The organism is Kribbella sp. VKM Ac-2566, from assembly GCF_004366005.1.
Classification (GTDB): Bacteria; Actinomycetota; Actinomycetes; order Propionibacteriales; family Kribbellaceae; genus Kribbella; species Kribbella pratensis.
On sequence record NZ_SODT01000016.1, the window covers coordinates 135,625 to 157,147 of the forward strand.

A 21,523-nucleotide genomic window follows, 5' to 3' on the forward strand; every position below is an offset into this window, starting at 1 on the left:
GCGTGCGGGCGGCGTGCCCCTGGCGTCGCCGGGGTCAGGTGCGCGGGCGGTCTGCCCTGTTGTCGGCGGGGTCAGGTGTGCGGGCGATCGTGCCCCTGGCGGCGGGGTCAGGGGGTTGGTGTGAGGTGTTCCGGGGTCAGTAGGGCGTGGAGGGTCAGGCCGGCTTCGGTGAGTTGGTTTGGTGTGGTGGGGTTGCGGTTGATGACGCAGAGGGCGTCGGTGATCGTGGCGCCCAGGGCGCGGAGTTCGTTCGCCGACAGGACGATCTGGCCGCCGGTGGTGACGACGTCCTCGACGATCGTGACCCGGCGGCCTTTGGTCTCGGCGCCCTCGGCCAGCCGGCAGGTGCCGTAGGACTTCGCCTGCTTGCGGACGAACGCGCAGGGCAGGCCGGTGTGCCGCCCGAGCGCGGTGACGACCGGGATACCGCCCATCTCCAGCCCGGCCAGTACCTCCGTGCCGTCGGGGATCAGCGGGACCATCGCGGCGGTCACCTCGTCCAGCAGCACCGGATCGGCCTCGAACCGGTACTTGTCGAAGTACTCCGTCGTCGTCTGCCCGGACCGGAGCAGGAACTCCCCGGTCAGATGTGCGGTCGCATATATCCGACGCCCCAACTCAGCAAGCTCCACGCCCCGCACCCTACCTGCCACCCCGCCGCCCGACGCAGGGTTGCCCCCCGACCCGAAGGGTTGCCCACCGACCTGAAGGGTTGCTCACCGACCTGAAGGGTTGTTCACCGACCCGGAGGGTTGCCCCCTCGGATTTTCAGTGGGCAACCCTCCAGTTGCGTGGATACCCCTTCGGGTGGAGGGTTGTGGATCAGTCCTCGTCGGGGACGGGTTCGATTTCGAAGCGGAGCTGTTTGCCGGAGCGGATGCGTTCGATCGCCGACAGGCAGGCGTCGTCGCTCATCTCCACGCCGATCTCGCCGAGCTTGTGGCGCAGCACCCGGGCCGCGTCCTCGGCGGAACGGGCGCTGGACTCGTTGATCGCCTCGATCGTGGTCGCGGTGAGCCGCTCGCGAATGTCCGGGTGTGTCTGGTGGATCTCGTGAGTGATCCGGAACTCGGTCATCGCGCTCTCCCTGGTACTCCGCGGGCCGTTGTGCACCACAAGGGTAGTGCTCCGGACGTCAGGCGAGGACGCGCTGGACGAAACTCTCCAGGCGAGTCGCGAGGCGTTTCGCCCGGACGTCCGGGCCGGCCGTTTCGCCCTGCGGCAGGTCGAGGTCCTTCAGGCCGCGGATGTACAGCGAGCAGGCCAGGTCGGCGCAGATGTACATCCCGACCGTGTTCCCCTCCCGGCCGGCCGAACCCGCTCGCCGGGCCACGAACAGCGCGACGTCGCTGACGTGATGCGCGGTGTTGCACAGGTCGCACAGCCCGGCGAACCGGCGCGCGGCGCCCGACGTCTGGGTGCTGACCGCGATCCCGGTGACGCCGGTGTCCCGCCGTACGACGAGGTAGCCGCGGTTCGGCGCCTTGCCGTCACGCCAGCCGAGGAAGTCCAGCGACTCCCAGGGCAGTTCGGTGAACCTCGGCGGCAGCGCCATCGCCTTGACCTGGCTCTTGGACGAATTGACGAACGAGCGCCTGATGTCCTCGGCGCTGAGCGGTTCCACGACGGTCCTCCGATCTTCGAGCACCTATGAGACAAGCCCGGCCCGGGCCGGCGCAACCGGTTAACTCCGTTGCCTCAGGCAACAGTCGGCTCTGGGGTCGTGTCCATTTCCCGGTTCGATCGGGTCCACGACTCGGACACGCCGGGTGTGGGGTGGACTTCTGAGCGTTAAGGGTGAACTCTGTACTATCTAAACTTCAACTACCTTTCTGGAGGAATCCGCGATGTCCAGCGAGTACGCCGCGCTCAGCGGTGACTACACCCTCGACGCCTCCCACACCCGGATCGGCTTCAGTGCCCGGCATGCGATGGTGACCAAGGTTCGGGGCGCGTTCGACGAGTTCGAGGGCTCGTTCCACATCGACGGCGAGAACCCGGCGAACTCGTCGGGGAAGGTGACGATCCAGGCGAAGAGCATCAACACCCGCAACAGCCAGCGCGACGAGCACCTGCGCAGCAACGACTTCCTCGCGATGGACGAGAACCCGGAGATCACCTTCGTGTCGACCGCCGTGAAGCCGGCCGGCGACGCCGAGTTCGTGGTGACCGGCGACCTGACGATCCGCGGCGTCACCAGGTCGGTCGACGTCACGTTCGAGTACACCGGGACGGCGACCGACCCGTTCGGCAACCAGCGGCTCGGCCTGGAGGGCTCGGTCGTGATCAACCGCAAGGACTTCGGCGTCAGCTGGAATGCGGCGCTCGAGGGCGGCGGCGTACTGGTCAGCGAGAAGGTCACGCTGGAGCTCGAGGTCTCGGCGATCAAGAACGCCTGACTAGGAACACCTGATGGGGACCGTGCACTGGCAGTTGCCTGTGCAGGGTCCCCATTGCCTGTTCCGGGTCCCGCTGGTCAGGCGTGGCGGGTGGTTTGCTGGAGGAGTGACTCGACGGCCTGGCGGAGTTCGGTGTCGTGGTGCGGACCGGACCAGACCACGATCCGGCCCTTGTCGCCGAGCTTGGTGCTGATCAGGTCGCGGGCCGGCGTGGGGTCGCCCTGGTTCACGAGGACGACGAGCCGCCGGCCGTCACGCTGCAGCCGGTCGAGCAGCGGCGGAAGGGTCGAGCCGCGGAACAGCCCCGGGTCGCTCTTGACCTTGGTCTCGATCATCACGCCGCGGCCGCGGACGACCAGCAGGAAGTCGGCGCGGTCCCGGGTGAACTCGCGGTCGTGGTAGATCCGCGCCTTCGGCCACAGGCGTTGCAGGGCGGCGTCGACCTCGACGTCGTACTGCGCCGCGAGCCGGCTGACCCGGGAACTCGTGCCGCGTGGCCGCAGCGATTCCGGCGTACGGCGGCGGCCGAGGAACGGCAGCCAACGCCCAATACTCGTGTCGATCATCGGTGGACCCCTCGACCTGTTCCGGCACTTGTCAGTGAGTCTGCCCGCGCCTGGGCGGAGGAATCCGGGGGCCGCGCAATCGTGATCCCACTGCCATAAATGGGAGGTGTTCAGCAGGCGTTGGGGGTGGTGGTGCCGCCGTCGACGATCCAGCGGGACTGCTGGTTGAGGACGCGCATCTGGTCGAGCCAGCGGGTCGGGGTGGTGTTCGGCAGTACGCCGCGACCGCGGACGTTGACGGTGCGCGCCGCGGAGGTGTCGTAGCAGGCGCTGACGATGACGCCGTTCGCCGCCAACGTGCGCTTCGCCCACAGCACCTTGGTGCTGCCGGTGTTGCGCAGTTTGTGGGTCCGGAAGTACTTCGCCTGCGCGCTGATCGCCTGGAACATCGCCGGCGTCATCGTCGGCTCCAGTTGCTTGGTCTTGCCGCCCCCGCTGCGCATCATCACGTCAAGTGCGACGCGGTACGTGTAGTACGCGTTCAGCACGGGGTCGTCGGAGCCGGCCGCATCGTCGGTGGTCGTGGTCCGGGCCGCCTTGTGCGCCGCCGGAACCGCCGCGGCGACATTGCTGTCGGCCTCGTTGCCGCAGCCGGGGAGCAGCAAAACCGGGGTCAGCATGGCGGTCATAACCAGGTTCCGCATGCGCATGGTGTGCGAGTACCTCCTGTTGGACTCTCACCGCTCGCGCCGTCGGCGGCGTAGCACACCGCTCGGCACTGACCGTGTAACGCCGCGACACGCATCGTGGTCACTGTGACCTGAATCACAGGAGACCCCTACCCGGGTACTGGTTCCGGATCGGCTCCGTGGCTGGAGGTGCCGGCGGCCGCGAATTCCTAGCCTCGATCTCAGGACTTGAGACCGAGGAGATGACGATGACGGACGTACTCACCCGCCCCACGGCACCCAGCGCCGGCCGCCCCCACACCCTGCGACGCCTGGGCAGCACATTGCTGTACGACGCGCTGCTGGTGCCAGCCGGCGTACAGGCAATGGCGGACGCGATGCTGGGCGAGGAGGAAACCGCAGCGAGGCGATGGCGCCGTCTCGGTGCACGTGGTGCGCAGTCGATGAGCAACGCGCGGACCTTCGGGTACGGGCTACTCAGTGCGGTGCTCGGACTGACCAACTGGTTCGTGATGCTGCTCATGGTGTTGGCTCTGGTTCGCGGCCCGTTCTGGGGGCTCGTCGAGCATGGTCCGGTTCAGCCAGGGACGTGGGGCGGACCGACGCGAGCTGGAGCGTGGGCCGCGCACGGTCTGATCGCCGTACCGTGCATTGTCGTGTTCCTGTTCGCGCTGCGCGGCATTGCGGCAGTGCACACGCTCCTGGTGCAGGGGACGAACAAGTGGGTGCTTCCGGCAACTATCGTGCTGGCGGCGGGTAGCCTGGCGTTCTTCTGGTCCTGGCTGCAGCAGCTGTGAGTAAGGTCCAACCCGTGCAGATACCGATGAGGCGGCCGTGGGGCGCCGGGCTGGCCGTCGCCGCGCTGCTGGTGCTGACTCTCATGGATCTCGCACAGCACTACGACGTACCGATCGCGGCTGTGCTGAGCCTGGCGATTGCACGGGCGCTGTCGCTGAGCCTGTCGTGGTTGCGGCCGCGGGCCGCAGTGGTGGTCTCGCTCGTCACCACTGCTGTCATGGCTGCGCTGACGAGTCCAGTCAGCTCGAGTGAACCGTGGCCGTGGGGTACGACGTCAGCGTTCGGGCATTCGCTCGTCATTGCGATCGCCGGTGCGCGTGGACTCGGCCGACGGGAACTGGTCGGCTGGTGGGTGGCGACGCAGGCCCTGGGTGTCATTGCGCTCGGGCTGGCACCGGACCGCGGCAGCTGGCCCGGTCTGATCACCATGGCGGTGCTGTCGGGCGTAGCGGGAGTGGTCGGCGACCTCCTCCGTTCGCGGGCCGACACGAACCGTCGACTTGCCGAGCAGGAGACGATCAGCAAGGCCGAGCGTGCAGAACGCGAGCGGTTGCAGGAGCGGGCCAGGATCGCCCGCGAGCTGCACGACGTCGTGGCTCACCACCTGTCCGTCGTGGTGGTCCGCGCGGACAGTGCGCCCCACCGGCTGCCCGACGTACCGGACGCCGTTCGTGAGGAGTTCACGGGCATTGCTGACGAAGCACGGGCTTCGCTGACCGAGATGCGTCGCGTACTGCGTTTGCTGCGCGAGCCGGTCGAGCAACCGCAGATGGGACCGCAGCCTGGTCTGGGCCAGGTGGCTGAACTCGTCGAGAGCACGCGGCGGGCTGGAGCAGATGTGCGGCTGGTGGGTGACGTGCCGACCGGGCTCGACCCTGCTGTCGAGCTGACGGCGTACCGCGTCGTGCAGGAGGGGCTCAGCAACGCCGTACGGCACGCCTTGCACGCGGCCGTGGAGGTGGCAGTACGGCGTACTGCGGGCGAGCTGGAAGTGATCGTGCAGAACGAGAAGCCGCCGCGGCCCGTCGTACCGGCGCCGGGGAGCGGGCATGGTCTGACTGGGATGCGGGAGCGGGTGGCCCTCGTCGACGGGACTCTGAGCACCGGGCCGACCCCTGAAGGCGGTTATCTGGTGCGGGCGTTCATTCCGGTGGTAGAGGAGGTGGGCAGTGGCGATCACGGTCTTGGTGGTTGACGACCAGGAGATGGTGCGGGCCGGGTTCAGTGCGCTGCTCGATGCGCAACCCGACATCGAGGTCGTCGGACAGGCCGGCGACGGCGCCCGCGCGGTCGAGTTGGCCGCCGAGCTGACGCCGGACGTGATCTTGATGGACGTCCGGATGCCGGTGCTCGACGGGCTCGCCGCGACCCAGCGCATCCTCGCCGACTCGACACCTGGCGAGCCGCCGCGGGTCGTGATGCTGACGACGTTCGACCTGGACGACTACGTGTACGCAGCGCTCCGCGCCGGTGCCAGTGGCTTCCTGTTGAAGCACTCCACCCCGGACGAGCTGGCTGCAGCAGTGCGAGTCGTCGCGGCCGGTGACGCGCTCCTGGCGCCGTCCGTCACCCGGCGACTGGTAGAGGACTTCGCTCGCGCGCAACCCGTCGTACTGACCGCACCGGCCCGGTTGACGCCGCGAGAGACCGACGTACTGCGACTGGTCGCCCGTGGACTGTCCAACCGGCAGATCGCCGACGAACTGGTGCTGGCCGAGCAGACCGTCAAGACGCATGTCAGCAACATCCTGACCAAGCTGGACCTGCGTGATCGCGCACAGGCGGTCGTTTACGCGTACGAGGCGGGTGTGGTGATCCCTGGCCCGAGGCACTGAGCAGGGACACTGAGTAGATGGATGTTCTGGAACACGTACGCAGCTTGTGCCTCGCACTGCCCGAGGTGACCGAGCGGCCGAGTCATGGTGAGCCGACCTGGTTCGTCCGGGACAAGAAGACCTTCGTGATGTACGCCGACCACCACCACGACGACCGCCTCGGTGTGTGGATGGCGGCGCCACCTGGTGTGCAGGAGTCGCTGGTCGCGGACGATCCGGAGCACTTCTACAGGCCGCCGTACGTCGGCCACCGCGGCTGGCTCGGCGTGTACCTGGACGTCGACGTGGACTGGGCCCACTTCGAGGATCTCGTCGAGACGGCGTACCGCCAGATCGCTCCGAAGACCCTCATCGCCCGCCTCGACGAGGTCTGAGCGTTCTATAGGGTTACGCGGGTGTACATGGGTGAGGGTGGGCCGGTTGGGCAGAAGCTGGCCATTGCGCTGGCGTTCGGGAGTTCGGCCGCCGTCATGGTCCTGGAGCTCGTCTCGCTCCGGCTGGTGGCGCCGTACATCGGCCTGACGCTGGAGACGAACACCGCGGTCATCGGAGTCGCGCTGGCCGCGATCGCGACCGGTGCGGCACTGGGTGGCCGTTTCGCGGACGTGGTGCCGCCGCACCGGACACTCGGCCCACTGTTCCTGCTCAGCGGGGCGCTGGTGATGCTGATCCTCCCGGTGGTCCGCTGGACGGGTGAAGCGCTCCGGGGTGGCGCGAGCGAGCTGGTGTTCCTGGTACTTGCTGTCACGCTGTTCGCGCCCGCGTCGCTCCTGGCGGCCGTCACACCGATGGTGACGAAGCTACGGCTGGCCACACTGGCTCAGACCGGAACCGTCGTTGGCCGGCTGTCCGCGTACGCCACGGTCGGCGGCATCGTCGGCACTGTGCTGACCGGGTTCGTGTTCGTGGCGACGGTTCCGATCAGCACGATCGTTCTGACCCTGGGCGCCGCACTGGTGGTCGTCGGAGCCGCGCTGACCTTCCTGCTGCGTGGTGTGCAGGCAGCGGTGAAGCCGGTCGCTCTCGCGGTCGTCGGCGCCACGCTGACCCTTGTCGCGCCGCGGCCGTGTGAGGTCGAGACGGCGTACCACTGCGCTCGGGTGGTCGCGGACCCGAACCGGGAGAGTGGGCGGACCCTGTACCTCGACCAAGCGCGGCACTCGTACGTCGACCTCAAGGACCCGACGTACCTGGAGTTCGAGTACATCAAGAGCTTCGCGGCCGCCATCAACGGCACCTGGGCCGAGGGACGGCCGCTGAACGCGCTGCACGTCGGCGGTGGCGGTCTGACCATGACGCGGTACGTGACGGCGACACGGCCCGGCAGCAAGCACCAGGTGTACGAGATCGACAAGGCCGTGGTGGAGCTCGACAAGCGGGAGCTCGGCGTCCAGACCGGTCCGGACCTGACGGTTACGGTGCAGGACGGCCGGCTCGGCGTACGTGACGAGGAGACGGACAGCCGGGACCTGGTACTGATGGACGCCTTCAGTGGGCTCTCCGTGCCCTGGCACCTCACCACCCGCGAGCTAGTGGCGGACGTACGACGAGTACTGCGACCAGACGGGCTCTACCTGATCAACGTCATCGACTACGGCGCCGCCAAGTTCGCGAAGGCCGAGATCAAGACGGCGCAGGCGGTCTTCCCGTACGTCGCGGTGATCGCGCGCAAGGACGAACTGTCCAGCCACAGCGGCGGGAACTTCGTGGTGGCGGCGTCCGACAAGCCGATCGACGTACCGGCGATCATGGGCCAGCTCGAGCCTTCGATGGGCGTCCTCGACCGGCCGGACAGCTTCGTCGGCAACGCGCCGGTGCTGACCGACGACTATGCGCCCGTCGACCAGTTGCTCACGCCGTACAGCGGCTGACCGTCTTGTGATTGCATGTGGTCATGCATCCACGCGCAGGCCAGCCCGCACAGCCCGAGGACCTCGTCGACGTCGACGCCATGCTGGCGGCGTACGGAGACCTCACCCCGGACGTGGACGACCCGGCCCAGAAGGTGGTCTTCGGTACGTCGGGACATCGCGGCTCGAGCCTCGACAGCGCCTTCAACGAGGCGCACATCCTCGCGATCACGCAGGCCGTCTGCGAGTACCGGGCCGGTCAGGGTACGACGGGTCCGCTGCTCGTCGGCCGGGACAGCCATGGCCTGTCCGAGCCGGCCTGGCGCACCGTACTCGAGGTGCTGGCGGGTAACGACGTACAGACGCTCGTGGACAGCGCCGACCGGCTCACACCGACGCCTGCGGTGTCGCATGCGATCCTGCGCCTCAATCGCGGCGCGGGTGCCGACGCGGACGGCATCGTCATCACGCCGTCGCACAACCCGCCGCGCGACGGCGGAATCAAGTACAACCCGCCGCACGGCGGCCCCGCCGACTCCGACGCGACCAAGTGGATCGCGGACCGCGCCAACCAGCTGATCGCGGGCGACAACCGGGAGGTACGCCGCAAGTCGTTCGAGCAGGCGCGTGAGGAGGCAGGGAACTACGACTTCGTCGGGCACTACGTCGACGACCTGCCGTCGGTGCTGAACCTGGCCGCGATCCGCGACGCCGGCGTGAAGATCGGCGCCGACCCGCTCGGCGGTGCGAGCGTGGACTACTGGGCCGCGATCGCCGAACGGCACGACCTCGACCTGACCGTGGTGAACCCGCGGGTCGACCCGGCCTGGTCGTTCATGACGCTGGACCACGACGGCAAGATCCGGATGGACTGCTCCTCGCCGTACGCCATGGCCTCGCTGGTCGCGCAGCGGGACAAGTACGACGTGGCGACCGGGAACGACGCGGACGCGGACCGGCACGGCATCGTCACGCCGGACGCCGGACTGATGAACCCGAACCACTACCTGGCCGTCGCGATCTCGTACCTGTTCAGCAACCGCCAGTGGGGCCCGGACGTCGCTGTCGGCAAGACGCTGGTCTCGTCGTCCCTGATCGACCGCGTGGTGGGGGACCTGGGCCGGCGGCTGTGGGAGGTGCCGGTCGGCTTCAAGTGGTTCGTACCTGGTCTGGTGGACGGCTCGGTCGGCTTCGGGGGAGAGGAGTCGGCCGGTGCGAGCTTCCTGCGTTTCGACGGCACGGTGTGGACGACGGACAAGGACGGGATCCTGCTGGCGTTGCTGGCGAGCGAGATCACCGCGGTGACCGGCGAGACGCCGTCACTGGCCCACGCCAAGTTGGTGGAGCGGTTCGGTGCGTCGGCGTACTCGCGGGTCGATGCACCGGCCACGCGCGACCAGAAGGCCAAGCTGGCCGCGCTGTCGGCGGATGCGGTCACCGCGACCGAGCTAGCCGGTGAGCCGATCGTTGACCGGCTCACGCACGCTCCTGGCAACGATGCGGCGATCGGCGGGCTGAAGGTCACTACCGAGTCGGCATGGTTTGCCGCTCGCCCGTCGGGCACCGAGGACCTCTACAAGATCTACGGCGAGTCGTTCAAGGGCGCCGAGCACCTGCAGCAGGTCTTCGAACAGGCCCGCGACGTCGTGTCGGCAGCACTCGCTTAACGCACGAAGGAGTCGAGCAGCCGTTCCAGGTCCGCAGCGGGATCCTCAGTGATCCCGCTGTGGATCGGTCCGGGATGTACGACGGTACTGCGCGGCGCAGCGAGCCACCGGAAGCGTTCGCTGATCGTGGTGCCCGCTGCCGGTCCACCCGCAGCGTCACCCGCACAGATCGCTCGAATCTGATCCAGCGACGCACACACAACGTCGACGTCCACTGCGGGGTCCAGTGCTTTGAGCCGCTCCGGATTCACATCCCAGCCGGCACCCAGGTAGTCCAGAGCTCGGCAGTACAGGACAGCGCCCACGTTGATGAACTCACCCCGCTGGATGCGCGGAGCGGCCCGCAGGATCACGTAGTCGAAAGGCTTCACTGCGCACCTCCCGGAATCCACGCGGCCCGGTTCTCCAACCGCGCCAGCAGGTGACCCAGGTACCGCTCCCGGTCGCCTTCACCGAGCCACTCGTCCGGCACCAGCCCGATCACCTCGGTCAACAGTTCCGGCGTGATCGCCGCGGCCAGCTCAGCGTCCACCTTCGCGACGCCAGGGACCGCAACCGAGAACACATGGTCGGAGGCGTCGTACGGCAGCGATGCGAACTTCTCCGCCGACATCCACGAGTGGTGGAAGTACAGCGCGGCGCCATGGTCGATCAGCCACAGGTTCTTGTGCCAGACCAGCATGTTCGTGTTGCGCCACGACCGGTCCACGTTGGCGACGAACGCGTCCAGCCAGAGGATCCGGGCCATCGCTTCGTCACCCGGGTTGCCGGCTGATCCGTCGTACCCGAAGGAGCCCGGGAGGAAGTCGACGGCGAGGTTCAGCCCGGCGCTGCGGATCAGCAGCTCCTGGATCTCGAAGTCCGGTTCGGACTTGCCGATCGCCGGATCGAGCTCGATCAGCTTCAGCTCCGGCACCCGCAGGCCGAGCCGGCGGAACAGCTCACCGACGATCACCTCGGCGACCAGCGCCTTCGGGCCCTGCCCGGCGCCGTGGAACTTGATCACGTACGTGCCGAGGTCGTTGCCCTCGACAACGCCGGGCAACGACCCTCCTTCACGCAAGGGCAGCACGTACCGCGTGGCGGTGACAACAGGCAAACTCACGCCGGAGAGCCTAACCCGTTAGCGAACGGGTACCTGTCCAGGGTGAAGCTTCCCTCCTTCGGCGTCGAGGAAGAACTACTCCTCGTGTCCGCCACCGGTGACCCGCTGCCGCGGAGCAAGGCTGTCGTCGCGGACGTGGGCGAGCTGGATGTCGCGCTCGAGCTGACCAGGGCGATGGTTGAGATCAACACGCCGGTCTGTACGGCGGCTGACGAGCTCCGCGGCCACCTGCTCCGGATGCGCTCCCATCTGGCCTCCGCGGCCGCAGAGGAAGGCGCTCGGCTGCTGGCGATCGCAGTCCCGCCGCACGGACGGGCCGCGCAGTTGATCACGAGGAAGCCGCGGTACCAGGCGCTGGTCCGCGAGTGGGGGCTGCTGGCGCGAGAGCAAGGCGTCTGCGGTTGCCACGTCCACGTAGGCGTGCCGGACAAGGAGGCTGCCACCAAGGTCAGCAACCACCTGCGGCCGTGGCTGCCGGTTCTGCTCGCTCTCAGTGCCAACTCACCGATCTACCTCGGTCAGGACACCGGATTCGCCAGCTGGCGATGGCTGATGACGACGCGGTGGCCGAGCGCCGGTCCGCCGCCGTACCTGGAGTCGGCCGAGCACTACGACGCCCTGGTCGCCATGCACATGGCGGCCGGCACGTTGATCGACGAGAAGATGGTCTACTGGGACATCCGGCCGTCGTCGCACCTGCCGACGGTGGAGGTCCGCGTCAGCGACATCCCGCTCACGGTGGACGAGACGGTGCTGATCGCGACCCTGGTCCGCGCGATCGTTCTGACTGCGCTGGAGGACGGCACGAGAGGCCCGACGCTCGAGCCGGAGGTCCTGCGGGCCGCGTACTGGCTGGCTGCTCGGGGCGGCCTCACTGCGCAGGGCCTCGACGTCCTGAGCGCGGAGGCGATGCCGATGGCCCAGGTGATCGAGAAGCTGCTGCTGCACGTCGAGCCTGCGTTGCAGATGCTCGACGCGGTCGAGCTGGTGCGCGACGGCGTCGAACGGTCGCTGCGTGAGGGCAACGGTGCGATCAAACAGCGGAAGGCGTTCCGTAAGGGCGACGACCTGGTCGCCCTCACGGAGGTCAGACCGCCTAGCCTCGAAGGAAGTCCTCGAGGCCGTGCAGGTCGTCGGTGTTGATGTAGTCGACGCCGGCGGCGACGAGCTCGCGCCACAGGGCCTCACGAGCGGCGCCCGGTACGTCGGGGGTGGCCCAGAAGCGGACCTTGTAGCCGGCGTGGTGGGCCGTGACCACGATGTCGTGCAGCTTGGTCTTCTCGTTCTCGGGCATCGGCCCGACGCCCTGCCAGGTGAACACGTTCGTCCAGTTGTCGCTGACGAGCGGCATCAAGGACGCCGGCATCCCGGACTGCAGGTCGGCGAGGCGTCCGTCGTACCCGGCGTACCGGATCTTCTGCGCCAACATGTCGTCCAGCGGGCGGTTGCCGCTGATGACCGAAGTGACAGCGCCCGTGAACACCCGTCCGTCGACGAAGATCGTGCTGATCCCGCGGTACTTCGCCAGCGCCTTGTCGACCGCGGCGTACGTCGACGGTCCGTCGCTCTTGATGTCGATCAGCAACTGGAACCCGCCACCGCGCTTGTACACCTGACCGTGGTTCTCGCGGACCCGGTCCGCCAGCGGCTTCAGGTACAGGCTCTCCAGGGTGCGGCCGGGCTTCGCGTCCTCCAGATCGTGCGCGACGCGGAGTTCACCGTCGATCAGCCACACGTCCGCCTCGACGCTGTTGAACCCACGGTCCAGCGCGTCCTGCAGCGGCCGCCGGTGGTCGTAGTCGTTGTGCGCGTGCGCCGACGGGAGCGCCCGGACCGCTGGAGCGTCGTACGACTTCGGGAGCTTGAAGTGATTGGCCCGGGCGACGTCCCGCACCCGGTCCGGGTAGTCGCTGATGATCCCGTCGACGCCCTTGTCGATCAGCGACTGCATCGTCGCCGGGTCGTCCACGGTCCACGGGATGACCTTCATCCCTGCCGCGTGCGCCGACTTCACCATCTCGGCGGTGACATACGGCTGGTACGTCGGGTCGGTGACCCTCCCGTCCTGCGGGAAACCGTGCACCGGCGAGATCGCGGACGCGCCGAACGACTTGGTCGCCTTGACCAGGTCACCGCCGAAGTCGTCGATGTCGATACCGCCCAGCCACGGCGACTTGCCCGGCTGGCCGACCTGCAGGAAGTCGTAGTTCGTCAGCGCGACCAGCGGCAGCTGCGGCATCACCTGGCGCATCCGCATCAGCGAACCCCAGTCGAAGCTCTGGATCGTCACCTGCCGGGCGATGTCCGCCTTACGGATCTCCTGGGCGACCACCTGGACGAACTGCTCGCGCGGCGCGGTCTCCGACGGCGCGCCCGCCTCGACCTTGGTCTCGACGTTCAGCTTCACGCCGTACGCGTGGAAACGGTGCACGAGCGCGAAGACGTCCCGCAGCTCGGGCATCCGGGCACCCGGGTCGGGTTGCTGGCCGGGGAAGTTCGGCAGCGTCTGCGAGCCGCAGTCGAGCTGCTTCACCTGGTTCAGCGACAGCGTGTTGATGAACTTGCCGACGTACGGGTACTCCGGGTCGCCCGGGATGTACGGCGCGGTGTCGCGGCACTTGCTGCCCGTGACCTTGCGGTCGTGGGTCACCACGGCGTACCCGTCCTGGGTGATCTGCACGTCGAGCTCCAGCGTGCTGACGCCGAGCTCGAGACCGTGCGAGAACGACGCGATCGTGCTCTCCACGGTCAGGCCGAGACCACCGCGGTGGGCCTGGATGTCGAAGTCACCGCGCGTAGCGGCGGCCGGAGCGGCCGGAAGCAGTAGTCCGGCGATCAGCGCGCACGGGAGCAGTGCGCGGGGAAGGCGGCGCATGAGGGGGTCCTTCCGGAGGGGTTATGGGCGGACACAGCCCGAGGCTGTCGTGCACAGGCATACCCACGTCCTCGCAAAGGTAGCCACCAAGCGGACCACCGGTTACCAGACGGCTACGGTGCGGAGGTGATCCGCCGTACGGACTGGGACTCCGCGGTGATGTGGCCGCCCTTGAAAGCTTCGTCCAGCGTGCCCTCGGTACGGCGGGTCAGTGTGACGTCGACCGGGCACGTTGTGGCCGGCTTGACGCCGGGTGTCGGCGTTTCCGTGGAGGGACGGATCGAGCCGGCGGGGATGCCGGCCGACGTACGGCCGGGCTCCAGTTCCAGGCTGCCGGTCTGGATGCATTCTCCGGCCCAGGTGAGGATGGACAGCTGCTCGGAGGGCCGGCTGTCGAAGCGGACCGGGATCGTGGCGCGACGCGAGTACGTCGTACCGGCCAGAGGAGCGGTGAGCCGCACGCGTTCGGGCAGCTTCACCGTCGACCGCGGTGCGGAGTCGTCGTCCTTCCCGCGGGTGAGGTTGAACGTGATCTCGGTCCCCGCGTCGACCACGCCGGCCGCCGTAGTCGGTGACCCCGGCGGAGCGGTGATGCTTGAGCGTGACGTCCTTGCCGCCGCCGGACGCCGTGACCGACTCACCCTCGCCGAGCTCCACGAAGGTGAGCGTGCCGACCCGGTACGACGCGCTCACGCTGGCCGCATCGGCCGTTTCGGGCAGCGAGACGACGTAGTTGGCGGTGATCCCGCTGGTCCGGATGTCCTTGGACTCGACGGTCGAACATCCGGCCAGGATCACGATGAGTGACAGGGCGGCGATTCGCTTCACAGCCGGCGACGCTAGCAGTGCACAGGTTCGGGATCGTCGGTAGAACTACTCGTACTGCAGCGCCTCGAGTGGGTCCAGCTTTGCCGCGCGCCGGGCCGGCCAGATGGCGGCGACGATGCCGACGACGACCGAGACGACGGCGAACGCGACCAGCTGGCCGACCGGGACGGTGAAGCTGATCTCGTCCAGCCGTGCGGCCAGCAGTGACGCGAGCACCAGACCGAGGACGATTCCGATCACCGCGCCGATCAGCGCCGTCATCACGGACTCCTGGCGGATCATCCGTTTCACCTGCCCGCGGGTCAGGCCGATCGCGCGCAGCATGCCGAGTTCGCGAGTTCGCTCGAAGACGGTCAGGACCAGGGTGTTCACGATGCCGAACAGGCTCACCAGGACAGACAGCGCCAGCAACACGTAGAGCACGTTCAGCAAGCTCTTGATGCCGTCGGTCTGATTGTCCTTGAACTGCTCGATGGTCACGGCCTTGGCGTTCGGGAACGAGGCCAGGGCGGCGTTCAGTGTGGCGGTGTTCGCCGGCGTCACTCCGCCTTCGATGTTCAGGAAGCTGTAGATGTTCTGCGGCTGGGTGGTCGTGGAGTCGAAGGTGCCGGTGGAGATCGTGACGTTGCCGAACGGCGACCCACCTGCCGGCGGCTTGAAGATCCCGCGCACCGTGAGCTGCAGCAGCTTCCCGGTCACCGTCTGCATCTGGAACGTCGACCCGAGGGCGAGGGAGTGCTCGTCCGCATAGCCGGAGTCGACGATCGCACCGTTCGCCGCCAGTTCGGACAGCGACGCCTGGGAGCCGGAGCGCCAGTCGAACCGCAGCAGCTTGGGCGCCGTCTCGTCGATCGCGGTGACCGAGATCGTCTTGTCGAACGCCCGCGCCTGGCCGGCGCGAACGCTGGTCAGTTCGGTGACCGACGGTATCTTCGCCGCCGCGGCGGCCACTGTCGGCGGCAACGGGCTGAAGTTGTTCTGCGCGGTGAGCGCGTAGTCGGAGCTGGAGATCTTGTCGACCGCGTCCTCGAACGGCTTGATGATCCCCGCGCCGAGGGTCGCGACGAGCGTGACCAGTGCGAGCCCGATCATCAGCGCGGCGGCGGTCGACGCCGTACGGCGTGGGTCGCGCCGGCTGTTCTGACCACCGAGCGTGACGGCGGGGCCATCGGGGAGTACGCCGGGGAACTCGGCCGGCCGCCCGAACAGCCGGCGGATCAGCCAGAGCGGCAACAGGATGAACGGCCAGGCGATGGCGGTCAGTACGACGACCGACCAGCGCGCCACCGGATCCGACACGGCGGCCATCGGCCGGACGAGCCGCGCCGAGAACGCCGCGATACCGACGAACAGCAGCAGGACGCCGAGGCCGAGCAGGATCAGCAGCGTCCTGGTCGCCAGACCGTCGACGAACAGCCCGGCGAGGATCGTCCCGATTCCCACCACGGCCACTACCACGGCACCCGCGGACCGATACTTGTGGAACCGTCCAGGTGGCAGCGCCGCGCCTTCCCGTACGGCGGCGATCGGCGGTACGCGCGTGGCTCGCATGGCCGGCCGCAGACTCGCCAGCACGGTCACGACCACGCCGACGATGAGAGCTACGACGACCGTCCGCGTCCGGAACACCAGGCCGTTGTTCGGCAGGGTGAATCCGATCGCGTCGAACAGCTTGAACAGCCCGGTCGCGATCGCGAGTCCGAGGAACAACCCGGCGACGGCCGAGACGATGCCGGTCACCAGCGCCTCGAGCACGACCGTGCCGAGGATCTGCTTGCGCGCGGCGCCGAGGGTCCGCAGCGTCGCGAACTCGCGGGTGCGCTGGGCGATCGTGATCGACAGCGAGTTGGCGATCACGAACGATCCGACGAACAACGCGATCCCGCCGAACACCAGCAGGAACGTCTGCAGGAAGCTCAGGAACTCGCTCGTCCCGGCGGCGTCCTCGGCGGCCTGGTCCTCCGCACTGCGGACCTGCGTCGCGGGCGGCAGGACCTTCTGGACCGCGGCGAGCAGCTGCGGCCGGTCGACACCCTTCTTGGCGGAGATCAGGATCTGGTCGAGTTTCCCGGTCTTGTCGAACAGCCGCTGCGCCGTACCGAGGTCGAAGCCGGCCAGGGTCGCGCCGCCGATGGACGAGACCGCCCCGAAGCTGACCAGTCCGGAGACCCGCATCGGCCGCACCGCGCCGCGGGCCTGGACGCCGATCGTGTCGCCGGCCTGGAAGCCCTTCTCCGCGGCGGTTTTCGTGTCGATGACCACTTCGCCGGCTCCGGGCCAGCCGCCCTTGACCAGGGTGAGCGAGTTGAACTGCGGCAGCGACGGATCGACGCTGAAACCGAGGTTCGGTGCGCCGCCGAAGACGATCGCCTTGCCGTCCTTGCCGATCAGTTGGGCCTCGCCGTTCACGGCTCCGCCGGCGGCGCCGACCTCCGGAAGGTCGCGGACCTTCTGCAGCAGGTCGGCCTGGAACGGCGGCGCCTGCTGGGTCCCGTCGTCGGACAGGTCGAACGCGGACTTGCCGGTGATCGCGGCGTCGGTGTTCTTGTAGTTCTGGCTGAAGATCGAGTCGAACGCGCTGGAGATCGAGTCGGTCAGGACGTAGGTGCCGGAGATCAGCGAGACACCGAGAACGATGCCGATCGCGGTCAGCGCCGTCCGTAGCTTGCGAGCGAGCAGTCCTTGCAGCGCGAACCTGATCACTGCAGGTCCAGCGTGTCGATGATCTGCAGGATCTCGTGCTGGCTGGACCGCCCGGTCTCCTTCACGATCTCGCCGTCGGCCAGGTACAGCACCCGGTCGGCCATCGCGGCCGCCTTGGCGTCGTGCGTCACCATCACCGTCGTCTGCCCGTACGTCTCGACCGAGGACCGCATCAGGTCGAGGATCTCGCCGCTGGTCCGGGAGTCGAGATTGCCGGTGGGTTCGTCGGCGAAGACCACGGTCGGACGCGACACCAGGGCTCGCGCGATCGCGACCCGCTGCTGCTGACCGCCGGACAGCTCGGCCGGCCGGTGCGCGAGACGATCGGCGAGACCGACCCGCTCCACCAGCGTGTCGAAGAACTCCGGATCCGCCTTCTCGCCGGCGATCGTCAGCGGCAGCAGGATGTTGTCCCGCGCGCTGAGCATCGGCAGCAGGTTGAAGAACTGGAAGATGAAGCCGATGTGCTGACGACGGAGCTTCGTCAGTGCGTCGTCGCCCAGCGTCGTGATCTCGATACCGTCGATCGTCACCGAGCCTGACGTCGGCCGGTCCAGACCGGCCAGGATGTGCATCAGCGTCGATTTCCCCGACCCCGACGGCCCCATCACCGCCGTCAGCTGCCCGGATTCGATCTCCACGTCCACTCCGTGCAGCGCACGGACAGCGGTGTCACCTTCGCCGTACACACGCACAACACCCTTCGCGTGCACAACTGAGTCTGTCCCCTCCATGCCGATCGCCCTCCCTGGCTGATCAGCGGCCCCCCAGCAGACCGGTCAACAACTTCCACCGAGTCTGCTCGTCTTCGGGCTGGATCGATAGGGGGTTTTCCCGGGCCTGACCCTGAACTGCACAGCTTCAGTGGCGGCGAGGCGGGAGTCAAAGGGTGCCGGACCGGGAAGCGCCTCACGGCGCGTGGCCGCTCGTAGCGGCTTAATTTGGGACCCGGGGCTTGCACCGGCCCGACACCTCGAACAGTGTAGCGGGTGCCCAAACCCCTTGTCCTGTTGGGATTCCAGGCGGCGAGATGCTATAACACCGCCTGACGCCCGACGCAACTACCACAGGCTTCCGGCGCGTTCGGCGCGGGCCGCGGTCTGCAGCTGATCAGCCGTCTCGACCAGTTTCGACGCCGACAGCACCTGCTCATGGCCGTCGTCGGCGAGGTGCGCCCGCCCGGTCGCCACGATCCGCGCGAACGCGGCCGCCCGGTCCAGGGTGGTCGCGAAATCACCGGTCGCGACACCCCGCAGTACGGCGTCGACCATGTCCCGCACCTCGGCCGGACCGGGCGGCTCGGCGACACCTGCGACGACCGCGTGCACCTCGGCGTACTTGCGGCCGCCGGCGAACTCGCGGGACACGGCCTCGGCGTTCGAGTGCACCCAGGAGCGCAGGACGTACAGCCGCCAGAGCGCCCCGGGCAGCGAGTCGGCGGGGGAGTCGGACCACAGTTCGGCGAGCTCGTCGAGGCCGTACTCGTCGGCGAGTTTCACCACCCGGGCGTGCACCTCGGTGTCCTCGGACTTGCGCACCCCGCGGACCAGCAGCTCGGCGGTCCGGTGCGCGGCCTCGGTCACGGTCGCCGGATCGGCGGCACCGGGCAGCGACTCGAACAGCTTGTTCCCGGGCAGGATCGGCCGGCGCGGATTCGGGGTACTCACGGCCTCCATGGTGCCTGACCGCACGAACCTCCGCATGCCGACCCGCTCCGGTCAGTACGCTCGACGTATGGCGGGTGGAGCGGCTGGTGCGGGCAAGAGCAGCAAGCTGGCGAAGAACTTGGTGAAGTACGGCGTGCGGTACGGGCCGCTCGTCGTCGAGGCGGTGCGGCACGGTCGGGAGCCCGCGCAGCAGGCGGTCCAGGCCGCGTGGGCCAAGCGGACCGCACGCCGGAAGGCCGTCGAGCACGCTCTCACCGTGCGGGAGGGGTCCCTGCTGAAGGTGATCAAGGACGGTCAAGCGATCTTCTTCGTGTTCTCCGGCGACGCGATCGTGACGACGTACCCCGTCGTACCGCAGAGCAGCTATCCCGAGCTGCTGCGGCACGCGGACCTCGACAAGCGCGAATCAGCCGCCGTCCTGGCGGCACACAAGCAGACGATCCTCCCCAAGATCCGCCGGAAACGTTGACGCGGGCGTAACATTCCGGACCCGGCCGGGCAACAGGTGGGGCGCACAGTGGAAGGACGTTTCCACGAGGGAGGGCGTCCGCATGCTCTGGAAGATCAGGACCGAACTCGCCGACCGGCCCGGTGCGCTGGCCGAACTCGCTGCACGGTGTGGTGCGGACGACATCAACATCCTTCACCTGGAGGTCTTCACCTCCGAGACCGGTGCGGTCGACGAGCTGGTCGTCTCCACCGGCATCGGCTGGACCGCCGACGACCTGAAGGCGCTGGTCGCCGAGGCCGGCTGTGGCCGTACGACGGTCCGCCCGTGCCAGGCCGACGTACTCCATGACGCGCCGGCGCGGTACCTGCGCGCCGTACTGCGGCTGATCGACGACCCGGTGTCGGTCGACGACGAGCTGGGGAACCTGCAGGGGTTCGACGAGTACACGCCGGCCGAATGGGCCCGCGCGGACGTGCTGGTCGAGATCGCGGGCCGGCTGGCCGAGCGGTTCGACACGCCGGAGGGCCCGCGGCCCGGGAGCGGCGGCGTACCCGAGCTGCGGACCGCGACCGTCGAGGACGCCGACGCCGTCGTCGCGATGCACGACCGGTGCTCGTACGAGAGCCGCACCCGGCGGTACCACGTGCCGATGCCGAAGCTCACCGCCCGCACCGCGCGGCACCTGTCCGCGCCGGCCGGCGGCGTGTCGATCGTCGCCTGCGTCGACGATGCCGTGATCGGGATGGCGACGGCGGCGCCGTGGGAGGAGCTGGGCAGTACGACGATGGAGGTCGCCGTACTGGTCGAGGACGGCTGGCAGGGACAGGGCCTCGGGCTGCGGCTGCTGCGCCAGGTGGTGGGCGAGGCCCGCGCGCTCGGCGCCGACCGGGTGGTCTGCATGGTGCAGCCGGAGAACCACGCGATGCTCCGCACCCTCGAGCGGCTGCGGATGCGGTCCCGGGTGGTTCGGGACGGCGACAGTCTGATGGTGAGTGTCGCACTGACCGACCGGAGCCTGTCGCATGCGGTGGATCGGCCGCCGGTGGAATATCGTCTGAACCGTGCCACCCCTTCCCACCGGTCGCAATCCGCACGGTCTGCTGGTCAACCTGCCCGCGAGCACGCGCTCGCCGCTCTTTCAGCTCTTCAGCCGATTTCTGGTCGCGCTGGGGCTGCTGACCCTGATGGTGCTGATCGTGGTGGTCGACCGTGACGGATACCGGGACAGCTACGACGGCAAAGTCGGGCTGATCGACAGCATCTACTACGCAACCGTCACGCTCACCACGACCGGGTACGGCGACATCACGCCGGTGACGCCCGTTGCCCGGCTGGTGAACGCCTTCATCGTCACTCCGCTGCGGATCGCGTTCCTGGTGGTTCTGGTCGGTACGACACTGGAAGTGCTGGCCAACGAGGGTCGCCGGATCATGCGCGACACGCGCTGGAGGAAACGGATGAAGGACCACACCATCGTCGTCGGCTACGGCACCAAGGGCCGCGCCGCCGTACAGACCCTGATCAGCAACGGGGTGAAGCGCGACCAGATCGTGGTGATCGACCCGCGGGCCACCGCGATCGGTGACGCGGGCAACGATCAGATGGCCGCCTTCCACGGTGACGCGACGAACCGGACGGTACTGCGTCGCGCCGAGGTGATGACCGCGCGCGAGGTGATCGTGACGACCGATCGGGACGACTCGGCCGTCCTGGTGACGCTGGCGGTGCGGCAGCTGAACCCGAACGCGCACGTCGTGGTCGCGGTCCGCGAGGAGGACAACGTGCCGCTGCTGCGGCAGAGCGGCGCGGACGCGGTCGTCACCTCGTCCGAGGCGGTCGGCCGGCTGCTCGGCCTGACCTCGGTCAGCCCGAACCTCGGCGAGGTGATGGAGGATCTGCTCACGTACGGCGAGGGTCTCGAGGTCGCCGAGCGCCCGGTCCTCGGCCGTGAGGTCGGCAAGCCGCCGTCCGCCGTACCCGACCGGGTCGTGTCGGTGGTCCGCGACGGCAAGGTGCACCGCTACTACGACTCGAACGTCTCGGTGCTGGCCGCCGGCGACAAACTCATCGTCGTCCGCCCCGCCAAGGAAACCCCCTGGGCCGAACGCCCCGGCGCCGACGAGGACGACGAGTAGAACCGCGCACCCGCG

The 21,523-nt window shown here is 68.4% G+C and carries 24 protein-coding genes; 12 read left to right on the plus strand and 12 right to left on the minus strand.

From position 1 onward, the window contains the following. Positions 1–107: 107 nt before the first annotated feature. From EV647_RS40415 to EV647_RS40425, 3 genes are all read right to left on the minus strand, one after another. The gene (locus tag EV647_RS40415; RefSeq protein ID WP_134012784.1) at positions 108–632 is read right to left on the minus strand and encodes an orotate phosphoribosyltransferase; all 525 of its coding nucleotides are present in this window, start codon (positions 630–632) and stop codon (positions 108–110) included. A 190-nt stretch (positions 633–822) separates the two neighbouring features. Then, positions 823–1,077, minus strand: coding sequence for a hypothetical protein (locus EV647_RS40420; protein WP_134012786.1), 255 nt, complete (start codon positions 1,075–1,077; stop codon positions 823–825). A gap of 58 nt (positions 1,078–1,135) precedes the next feature. Further along, a complete protein-coding gene (locus EV647_RS40425) occupies positions 1,136–1,624 on the minus strand; it encodes an FBP domain-containing protein (protein ID WP_133788534.1) in 489 nt (162 codons plus the stop codon). Between the two features lie 223 nt (positions 1,625–1,847). On the opposite strand from EV647_RS40425, the gene EV647_RS40430 reads away from it, so the two are divergent. Beyond that, positions 1,848–2,399 carry a YceI family protein gene (locus tag EV647_RS40430; RefSeq protein ID WP_134012788.1) on the plus strand — a complete coding sequence of 184 codons (552 nt, stop codon included), beginning with the start codon at positions 1,848–1,850 and terminating at the stop codon, positions 2,397–2,399. Between the two features lie 77 nt (positions 2,400–2,476). On the opposite strand, the gene EV647_RS40435 is transcribed toward EV647_RS40430, so the two are convergent. After that, positions 2,477–2,965, minus strand: a complete 489-nt coding sequence (locus tag EV647_RS40435; protein ID WP_134012790.1) for a hypothetical protein — start codon at positions 2,963–2,965, stop codon at positions 2,477–2,479. A 110-nt stretch (positions 2,966–3,075) separates the two neighbouring features. Continuing rightward, positions 3,076–3,609 (minus strand): hypothetical protein, encoded by a 534-nt coding sequence (locus EV647_RS40440; RefSeq protein ID WP_238175783.1) that lies wholly within the window; start codon positions 3,607–3,609, stop codon positions 3,076–3,078. 233 nt (positions 3,610–3,842) lie between these two features. Between EV647_RS40440 and EV647_RS40445 the strand changes: the two genes are divergently transcribed. The 6 genes from EV647_RS40445 to pgm are packed head-to-tail and all read left to right on the plus strand — an operon-like array spanning position 3,843 to position 9,744. Next, complete coding sequence (locus tag EV647_RS40445) at positions 3,843–4,391, plus strand: hypothetical protein (RefSeq protein WP_134012794.1); 549 nt, start codon at positions 3,843–3,845, stop codon at positions 4,389–4,391. 26 nt (positions 4,392–4,417) lie between these two features. Further along, positions 4,418–5,587 (plus strand): sensor histidine kinase, encoded by a 1,170-nt coding sequence (locus tag EV647_RS40450; protein WP_134012796.1) that lies wholly within the window; start codon positions 4,418–4,420, stop codon positions 5,585–5,587. After that, on the plus strand, positions 5,562–6,227 hold the full coding sequence (locus tag EV647_RS40455; RefSeq protein ID WP_134012798.1) for a response regulator transcription factor: 666 nt from the start codon (positions 5,562–5,564) through the stop codon (positions 6,225–6,227). The genes EV647_RS40450 and EV647_RS40455 overlap by 26 nt, the downstream gene beginning before the upstream one ends. A gap of 17 nt (positions 6,228–6,244) precedes the next feature. Then, positions 6,245–6,601, plus strand: a complete 357-nt coding sequence (locus EV647_RS40460) for an MmcQ/YjbR family DNA-binding protein (protein WP_134012800.1) — start codon at positions 6,245–6,247, stop codon at positions 6,599–6,601. A 27-nt stretch (positions 6,602–6,628) separates the two neighbouring features. After that, on the plus strand, positions 6,629–8,098 hold the full coding sequence (locus tag EV647_RS40465) for a fused MFS/spermidine synthase (RefSeq protein ID WP_134013267.1): 1,470 nt from the start codon (positions 6,629–6,631) through the stop codon (positions 8,096–8,098). A gap of 23 nt (positions 8,099–8,121) precedes the next feature. Next, positions 8,122–9,744, plus strand: a complete 1,623-nt coding sequence (pgm, locus tag EV647_RS40470) for a phosphoglucomutase (alpha-D-glucose-1,6-bisphosphate-dependent) (RefSeq protein WP_134012802.1) — start codon at positions 8,122–8,124, stop codon at positions 9,742–9,744. On the opposite strand, the gene EV647_RS40475 is transcribed toward pgm, so the two are convergent. Next, the gene (locus EV647_RS40475; RefSeq protein ID WP_133788543.1) at positions 9,741–10,115 is read right to left on the minus strand and encodes a DUF3037 domain-containing protein; all 375 of its coding nucleotides are present in this window, start codon (positions 10,113–10,115) and stop codon (positions 9,741–9,743) included. The two genes, pgm and EV647_RS40475, sit on opposite strands and share 4 nt — an antisense overlap. Continuing rightward, positions 10,112–10,849 carry a HipA family kinase gene (locus EV647_RS40480; protein ID WP_134012804.1) on the minus strand — a complete coding sequence of 246 codons (738 nt, stop codon included), beginning with the start codon at positions 10,847–10,849 and terminating at the stop codon, positions 10,112–10,114. Before EV647_RS40480 ends, EV647_RS40475 begins: the two co-directional genes overlap by 4 nt. A 42-nt stretch (positions 10,850–10,891) precedes the next feature. Between EV647_RS40480 and EV647_RS40485 the strand changes: the two genes are divergently transcribed. Then, positions 10,892–11,992 (plus strand): glutamate--cysteine ligase, encoded by a 1,101-nt coding sequence (locus EV647_RS40485; RefSeq protein ID WP_134012806.1) that lies wholly within the window; start codon positions 10,892–10,894, stop codon positions 11,990–11,992. Here the strand turns inward: EV647_RS40485 and EV647_RS40490 are convergent. Both EV647_RS40490 and EV647_RS40495 read right to left on the minus strand, forming a co-directional pair. Further along, positions 11,946–13,724 carry a glycerophosphodiester phosphodiesterase family protein gene (locus EV647_RS40490; protein ID WP_134012808.1) on the minus strand — a complete coding sequence of 593 codons (1,779 nt, stop codon included), beginning with the start codon at positions 13,722–13,724 and terminating at the stop codon, positions 11,946–11,948. The two genes, EV647_RS40485 and EV647_RS40490, sit on opposite strands and share 47 nt — an antisense overlap. Before the next feature lie 113 nt (positions 13,725–13,837). Beyond that, positions 13,838–14,278: a hypothetical protein gene (locus EV647_RS40495; RefSeq protein WP_134012810.1), complete on the minus strand. Its 441-nt coding sequence runs from the start codon at positions 14,276–14,278 to the stop codon at positions 13,838–13,840. Between the two features lie 41 nt (positions 14,279–14,319). Here EV647_RS40495 and EV647_RS42395 point away from each other — a divergent pair, with 41 nt between their 5' ends. Beyond that, on the plus strand, positions 14,320–14,457 hold the full coding sequence (locus EV647_RS42395; RefSeq protein ID WP_166680553.1) for a hypothetical protein: 138 nt from the start codon (positions 14,320–14,322) through the stop codon (positions 14,455–14,457). Between the two features lie 140 nt (positions 14,458–14,597). On the opposite strand, the gene EV647_RS40500 is transcribed toward EV647_RS42395, so the two are convergent. From EV647_RS40500 to EV647_RS40510, 3 genes are all read right to left on the minus strand, one after another. Beyond that, positions 14,598–17,255, minus strand: coding sequence for an ABC transporter permease (locus EV647_RS40500; RefSeq protein ID WP_134012812.1), 2,658 nt, complete (start codon positions 17,253–17,255; stop codon positions 14,598–14,600). Further along, positions 17,252–17,989 (minus strand): ABC transporter ATP-binding protein, encoded by a 738-nt coding sequence (locus EV647_RS40505; protein ID WP_134012814.1) that lies wholly within the window; start codon positions 17,987–17,989, stop codon positions 17,252–17,254. The genes EV647_RS40500 and EV647_RS40505 overlap by 4 nt, the downstream gene beginning before the upstream one ends. A gap of 327 nt (positions 17,990–18,316) precedes the next feature. Next, complete coding sequence (locus EV647_RS40510) at positions 18,317–18,922, minus strand: hypothetical protein (RefSeq protein ID WP_134012816.1); 606 nt, start codon at positions 18,920–18,922, stop codon at positions 18,317–18,319. Positions 18,923–18,989: 67 nt separating this feature from the next. Between EV647_RS40510 and EV647_RS40515 the strand changes: the two genes are divergently transcribed. From EV647_RS40515 to EV647_RS40525, 3 genes are all read left to right on the plus strand, one after another. Continuing rightward, a complete protein-coding gene (locus tag EV647_RS40515; protein WP_238175781.1) occupies positions 18,990–19,391 on the plus strand; it encodes a hypothetical protein in 402 nt (133 codons plus the stop codon). An 82-nt stretch (positions 19,392–19,473) separates the two neighbouring features. Next, positions 19,474–20,586 carry a GNAT family N-acetyltransferase gene (locus EV647_RS40520; protein WP_134012818.1) on the plus strand — a complete coding sequence of 371 codons (1,113 nt, stop codon included), beginning with the start codon at positions 19,474–19,476 and terminating at the stop codon, positions 20,584–20,586. Next, positions 20,558–21,508, plus strand: a complete 951-nt coding sequence (locus tag EV647_RS40525; RefSeq protein ID WP_134012820.1) for a TrkA family potassium uptake protein — start codon at positions 20,558–20,560, stop codon at positions 21,506–21,508. The genes EV647_RS40520 and EV647_RS40525 overlap by 29 nt, the downstream gene beginning before the upstream one ends. The last annotated feature ends 15 nt before the right edge of the window (positions 21,509–21,523 follow it).